Raw genomic sequence first — 4,670 nt, 5'->3', positions numbered from 1 at the left:
AGGGAGGTCAGGGCGCGCACCTCCTTGATGACGTTGATCTTCTTGTCGCCGGCGGACTCGAGGATGACGTCGAACTCGTCCTGGTCGGCGGCCTCGTCGGCACCGCCGGCGGCGGCGCCGCCCGCGGCGGGCGCGGCGGCCACGGCGACGGGAGCGGCCGCGGTGACGCCGAAGGTGTCCTCGAACTGCTTCACGAACTCGCTGAGCTCGATGAGGGTCATCTCCTTGAACACGTCGAGGAGTTCGTCAGTGCTGAGCTTGGCCATGGTGGCGCAACCTTTCAGATGTGACCGCCGTGGGCGGCCGGGTTAACAGGGTGGTGGTCGTTTCAGGCTTCGGTGCTGGCGTCCTCGGCCGCGGGGGCCTCGGTGCTGTCGGTCGAGTCGGTCGACTCGATCGACTCGGGCGCCTCGTCGGTGTCGGCGGCGGCCTCCACCTCCGGAGCGTCCTCGGTGGTCTGCTCGTCGGCAGCAGCCTCGGGCTCGGCCTCGGCGGCCGGAGCCTCACCGGCACCGCCGGCGAGGATCGAGGGGTCCTGCTCGGCCTTGGCCTGGAGGGCACCCGCGAGACGGGCGGCCTGGGCCAGCGGCGCGTTGAGCAGGTAGACGGCCTGGCTGAGCGAGGCGAGCATCGCGCCCGCGAGCTTGGCCAGGAGCACCTCGCGCGACTCGAGGCTCGCGAGCGTCGCGATCTCCTTCGCGTCGAGCTGCTTGCCGTCGAGGATGCCGCCCTTGATCACCAGGGCCGGGTTGGCCTTGGCGAAGTCGCGCAGCCCCTTGGCGGCCTCGACCACGTCGCCCTTGATGAAGGCGATCGCGGTGGGGCCGGTCAGCAGGTCGTCGAAGCCGGAGATCCCGGCCTCGGTGGCGGCCAGCTTGGCCAGGGTGTTCTTGACCACGGCGTAGTCGGCGTTCTCACCCAGGGAGCGGCGCAGGTCCTGCAGCTCCTTGACGGTGAGACCGCGGTACTCGGTGAGCACGGCACCGGCGGCGTCGTTGAACGACTCGACGATCTCCGCGACGGCGGCTTGCTTGTCTGCCCGCGCCATCGGTCTCCTTCCACAAAGTCATGGTGAGCACGCCGGCGGGCGGGGCCGTGGAGATGACGAACGCCCCGAGCGCAGGCTCAGGGCGTGGGCACTCCGGTGGAGTGTTCTGCTCTGTCCCCTGCGCAGGCCGTCCGCTTCCGCGGAACCTTCGGTCGGGTGCACGCACCTGACCACCGGCGGTCTCTGGTTACGGGGATCACGGTACGGGCCCGGGGACCGGACCGCCAAATCGGACCTGCTCGGCCCGCCTGGGAAGATCGACCACGTGACCGCACCGCTGAGCACCCCCCTGGCCGACCTGTCCGCCGCAGACCTCGCCGCCTTCCTCGCCGACCGCCAGGCGGCGTACGCCGAGCTCCAGGGCAAGGGGCTCACGCTGGACCTGACCCGAGGCAAGCCGTCGAGCGAGCAGCTCGACCTGTCCAACGCGCTGCTGCGCCTCCCGACGACGCACCTGTCCCCCTCAGGCGTCGACGTGCGCAACTACGGCGGTCTCGAAGGCCTCGCCGAGCTGCGCGAGATCTTCGCCGAGCTGCTCTGGGTCGAGCCCGAGCAGGTCCTCTGCGGCGGCAACTCGAGCCTGAGCGTGATGCACCAGGTGCTCACGTTCCTGATGCTCTGGGGCGGCCCGGGCTCGGAGCGGCCGTGGAAGGACGAGCCGGTCGTGAAGTTCGTCTGTCCCGTGCCGGGCTACGACCGGCACTACACGATGCTCGCCGACCTCGGGATCGAGATGCTCCCGGTCCCGATGCACCAGGACGGCCCCGACGTCGCCGCGGTGCGGGCGCTGGTCGCCGACGACCCCGCCGTCAAGGGGATGTGGATCGTGCCGACCTACGCCAACCCGTCCGGTGCGGTCTGCACCCAGGAGGTGGCCGCGGAGCTGATGTCGATGCCGGCCGCCGCGCCGGACTTCCGGATCCTCTGGGACAACGCCTACGCCTTCCACCACCTCACCGAGGAGGAGGCCAAGAGCGCGGACGCCCTCAGCCTGGCCGCGGCCGCCGGCAACCCCGACCGGCCGCTGATGTTCGCGTCCACCTCGAAGATCACCTTCGCGGGAGCCGGCGTCGCCGTGCTGGCGCAGTCCGCGGCCAACAGGGCCTGGTACCTCGAGCACCTGGGCATGTCGTCGATCGGGCCCGACAAGGTCAACCACCTGCGGCACGTCGAGTTCTTCGAGAACGCCGACGGCGTGCGGGCCCACATGCGCAAGCACCGCGAGATCATCGCCCCGAAGTTCCACGCGGTCGACGCGGCGCTGACCGCCGGGCTCGACGGGCTGGGCATCGCCACGTGGTCGAAGCCGGCCGGCGGATACTTCGTCAACCTCGACGTCCTCGACGGCACGGCGTCGCGCGTGGTCCAGCTGGCCAAGGAGGCGGGCATCGCCCTGACCCCCGCCGGCTCGGCGTTCCCGCACAGCCAGGACCCCGACGACCGCAACATCCGGCTCGCCCCGACGTTCCCGTCGCTGGCCGAGGTCGAGACCGCGATGGCCGGTGTGGCCACCTGCGTGGCGCTGGCGGCGGCGGAGAAGCTCACCGCCACCGCTGGTTGAGGAGCCGCGCTGGCGGCGTCTCGAAACCACGCAAGCCGGGGCTGGTACTCGCGTGAGTACCAGCCCCGGCTTACGTGGTTTCGAGACGGGCCCAGCGGCCCCCCTCAACCAGCGATGATCAGGCGTTCTCGTCCTCCGCCGCGACGTTCTTGGTGCGGTTGGGGTCGACCTGGACACCGGGGCCCATGGTCGTCGAGACGGTCACCTTGCGGATGTAGCGGCCCTTGGAGCTGGCCGGCTTCAGCCGCAGCACCTCCTCGAGAGCGGCGGCGTAGTTCTCGGCCAGCTGCACCTCGGAGAACGACGCCTTGCCGATGATGAAGTGCAGGTTGGAGTGCCGGTCGGTGCGGAACTCGATCTTCCCGCCCTTGATGTCCGCCACGGCCTTGGCCGGGTCGGGCGTCACGGTGCCGGTCTTCGGGTTCGGCATCAGGCCGCGGGGACCGAGGACCCGGCCGAGTCGACCGACCTTGCCCATCATGTCCGGGGTCGCGACCACGGCGTCGAACTCGAGCCAGCCGCCGTTGACCTTCTCGATCAGCTCGTCGCCGCCGACCACGTCGGCGCCGGCCTCACGGGCGGCGTCGGCCTTCTCGGCGTTCGCGAAGACGAGCACGCGGGCGGTCTTGCCGGTGCCGTGCGGGAGGTTGACGGTGCCGCGGACCATCTGGTCGGCCTTGCGCGGGTCGACGCCGAGGCGCATCACCACGTCGACGGTCTCGTCGAACTTCTTCTTCGAGCCGCTCTTGGCGATCTTGATCGCGGTCAGCGGGGCGTGGAGCTCGTCCTTGTCGAACGTCTCGGCCGCCGCGCGGTAGGACTTGCTGCGCTGCATGTCAGTTCCCCTCCGTGGTGACGCCCATGGAGCGGGCGGTGCCCTCGACGATCTTCATGGCGGCCTCGATGTCGTTGGCATTGAGGTCGGGGAGCTTCGTCTCGGCGATCTGGCGCACCTGGTCCTTGGTCAGCTTGCCGACCTTCTCCTTGTGCGGGACGCCGGAGCCCTTCTGCAGCCCGGCGGCCTTCTTGATCAGCTCGGCGGCCGGAGGCGTCTTGGTGATGAACGTGAACGACCGGTCCTCGTAGATCGTGATCTCGACCGGGATGACGTTGCCGCGCATCGACTCCGTCTGGGCGTTGTACGCCTTGCAAAAGTCCATGATGTTGACGCCGTGGGGACCGAGGGCGGTACCGACGGGCGGGGCCGGCGACGCGGCACCGGCCTGGAGCTGCACCTTGACCAGGGCAGCGACCTTCTTCTTGGGAGGCATTGCTCTTCCTTCTTCTCGTGGTCATGACGAGCGCCGTCCTTCGACGCCCTGCCACAGGGGTGCTGCTTCGCGGAGCTCCGGGGTCAGACCTTCTGGATCTGGCTGAAGCTCAGCTCGACCGGGGTCTCCCGGCCGAAGATCTCGACGAGGGCCTTGACCCTCTGCGCCTCGGCGTTGATCTCGGTGATCGTCGCGTGCAGCGTGGCGAACGGGCCGTCGACCACCATGACCGAGTCCTGCACGTCGAAGTCGGCGACCTCGACGGGCTTCTTGGCGGTGGTCGCACCGCCCTTGGAGGTGCCTGCGGCGACCGCCTCCGCCTCGGCACGGGCGACCACGGCGGGAGCCAGCATGCTCTCGACCTCGGCCATGCTCAGCGGCACCGGCTGGTGGCTGTGGCCGACAAAGCCGGTGACCGAGGGGGTGTGGCGGACCGCGGCCCACGACTCGTCGGTCAGGTCCATCCGGACCAGGACGTAGCCGGGCAGGACGGTCCGCTTGACCATCTTGCGCTGGCCGTTCTTGATCTCGGCGACCTCCTCGGTGGGGACCACGATCTCGTGGATGTAGTCCTCCATGTTCAGGGAGATGATCCGGTTCTCGAGGTTGGACTTCACCCGGTTCTCCATGCCGGAGTAGGTGTGCACCACGAACCAGTCGCCGGGCTTGGCCCACAGCTCGGCGCGGAACGCCTCGAGCGGGTCGTCCGCCGCAGGCTCCTCGTCGTCCTCGGCATCCTCGTCCGCGACGTCGTCCTCGGGGCTCTCGTCCGCAGCGGCGGGCTCCCCAG

General features: G+C 69.8%; 6 protein-coding genes. 1 reads left to right on the top strand and 5 read right to left on the bottom strand.

The window, feature by feature from the left end:
• Both rplL and rplJ read right to left on the bottom strand, forming a co-directional pair.
• Nucleotides 1–266 (bottom strand): 50S ribosomal protein L7/L12 (rplL, locus tag JHD21_RS20185; protein ID WP_292678978.1); only part of this gene is annotated, 266 nt, incomplete at its 3' end.
• Between the two features lie 62 nt (nt 267–328).
• Complete coding sequence (gene rplJ / locus JHD21_RS20180; protein ID WP_292678974.1) at nt 329–1,048, bottom strand: 50S ribosomal protein L10; 720 nt, start codon at nt 1,046–1,048, stop codon at nt 329–331.
• 277 nt (nt 1,049–1,325) lie between these two features.
• Between rplJ and JHD21_RS20175 the strand changes: the two genes are divergently transcribed.
• Nucleotides 1,326–2,609 carry an aminotransferase class I/II-fold pyridoxal phosphate-dependent enzyme gene (locus JHD21_RS20175; RefSeq protein ID WP_292678981.1) on the top strand — a complete coding sequence of 428 codons (1,284 nt, stop codon included), beginning with the start codon at nt 1,326–1,328 and terminating at the stop codon, nt 2,607–2,609.
• Nucleotides 2,610–2,727: 118 nt separating this feature from the next.
• Here the strand turns inward: JHD21_RS20175 and rplA are convergent, their stop codons facing one another.
• The 3 genes from rplA to nusG form a co-directional block, all read right to left on the bottom strand.
• Nucleotides 2,728–3,444 (bottom strand): 50S ribosomal protein L1, encoded by a 717-nt coding sequence (gene rplA / locus JHD21_RS20170; RefSeq protein WP_292678971.1) that lies wholly within the window; start codon nt 3,442–3,444, stop codon nt 2,728–2,730.
• A 1-nt stretch (nt 3,445) separates the two neighbouring features.
• Nucleotides 3,446–3,880 carry a 50S ribosomal protein L11 gene (rplK, locus tag JHD21_RS20165; RefSeq protein ID WP_292678968.1) on the bottom strand — a complete coding sequence of 145 codons (435 nt, stop codon included), beginning with the start codon at nt 3,878–3,880 and terminating at the stop codon, nt 3,446–3,448.
• 83 nt (nt 3,881–3,963) lie between these two features.
• A partial coding sequence (gene nusG / locus JHD21_RS20160; RefSeq protein WP_292678965.1) for a transcription termination/antitermination protein NusG occupies nt 3,964–4,670 on the bottom strand: 707 nt, incomplete at its 5' end.

The sequence above is a fragment of the Nocardioides sp. genome, assembly GCF_016462705.1.
In the GTDB taxonomy this organism is placed as follows: Bacteria; Actinomycetota; Actinomycetes; order Propionibacteriales; family Nocardioidaceae; genus Nocardioides.
The sequence above is the reverse complement of the archived record's forward strand: the minus strand, read 5'-3'. Positions and strand labels throughout refer to the sequence as shown.